Annotated in this window: 1 protein-coding gene; it reads left to right on the top strand. The window is 36.1% G+C overall.

Annotated features, from left to right (window positions below; all coding sequences use genetic code 11):
• Positions 1-309 precede the first annotated feature (309 nt).
• The coding region (locus NK356_RS24010; RefSeq protein WP_253318247.1) for a discoidin domain-containing protein at positions 310-1404 on the top strand (1095 nt) is incomplete at its 3' end.

Raw genomic sequence — 1404 nt, 5'->3', positions numbered from 1 at the left:
ATTCCTGGAGTATAAGAATTTTTAATAGTGAAAAGATATCTGTAGTATTTTTTTCATCAAAAATAAAAATACTAAAATCTGCCTTCACTTAAAAGTGAAATATACAAAAAAGACCGGAGAAAGCTCCAAAATACCTTTGTCGAAAATTTTTTAGTCCATCAAAAGAAATAAAAAAATTTCGGGACTCATAAAGGATTGAAAATCAATGATGATTTTAATGTTTTATTCATTCATAAAAAAAATATTATTGATAGTTTTTATTAAAATTCCAAAAAAATATATATTTATTGCAATATAAAAACGTATTATATGAGAAAATTATCATTGTTCCTTTTTTTGTTATGTGGATTCCATGGGTTTTCACAATTTATTCCGGCTCCTGTGAGTTCGGTTACCTCTTCGCAACCACCCGAACCAGGCACAGATGTTACCAAGTTGATTGATGGCAACACTGCTACCATTTATCATACTAATTGGTCGGTGAACGGAATTCCGGATGAGTTGAATTTTTATTTTAATGCTAATGTTACCAGTATTAAAAAACTGGTTTACACCCCAAGACAAGCTTCAGGTACAAATGGGATTTGGACTAATGTAAGTATTTCCTATAGTACACAGGCGGCTCCCAATACTTTTATCCCGGTAAGCAATAATTTAATTTGGGCTCTCAGTGATGCGGATAAGGAATTTATTTTCCCTACCGCTATTCAAAACCCTTATATCATTAAGATAACCGCAAATGCAGGCTCTGGAAACTTCTCCAGTGGTGCAGAAATGAAATTCTTTTCTGAACTACAGCTCGTTCCGGCTTCTGTGAATTCGGTTACCTCTTCACAACCGGCACAACCAGGGACTGAAGTTGCCAAGTTGATTGATGGCAATAATGCTACCATTTATCATACTAATTGGTCGGTGAACGCAATTCCGGATGAGTTGAAATTTTATTTTAATCCTAATGTTCCCAATATCAGAAAACTGATTTACACCCCAAGACAAGCTTCAGGTACAAACGGAATTTGGACTAATGTAAGTATTTCCTACAGTACACAGGCGGAACCCAATACTTTCATCCCGGTAAGCAATAATTTAATTTGGGCTCTCAGTGATGCGGATAAGGAATTTATTTTCCCTAACTCTATCCAAGACCCATATATCATTAAGATAACCGTAAATGCAGGCTCTGGAAACTTCTCAAGCGGTGGAGAGGTGAGATTCTTTTCTCAACAACAACCTGCGATTGTTGACGGTATAGACTGCCCCATCAATACATCCGAATTAAGTATAAGCGGGAGCAATGATGTGAAGGCTACCATCTCCGCTTCAGGAACGACTGCGTCATCTTATCAGCCTGGAGAAGATATAGATAAATCTTATGATAATGATGTGAGTACGTTGTATCACTCT

It is taken from the genome of Chryseobacterium sp. S0630 (genome assembly GCF_024158915.1).
Lineage (GTDB): Bacteria > Bacteroidota > Bacteroidia > Flavobacteriales > Weeksellaceae > Chryseobacterium.
Note: the sequence above shows the minus strand (reverse complement) of the source record. Positions and strands in the feature narration are given on the sequence as shown.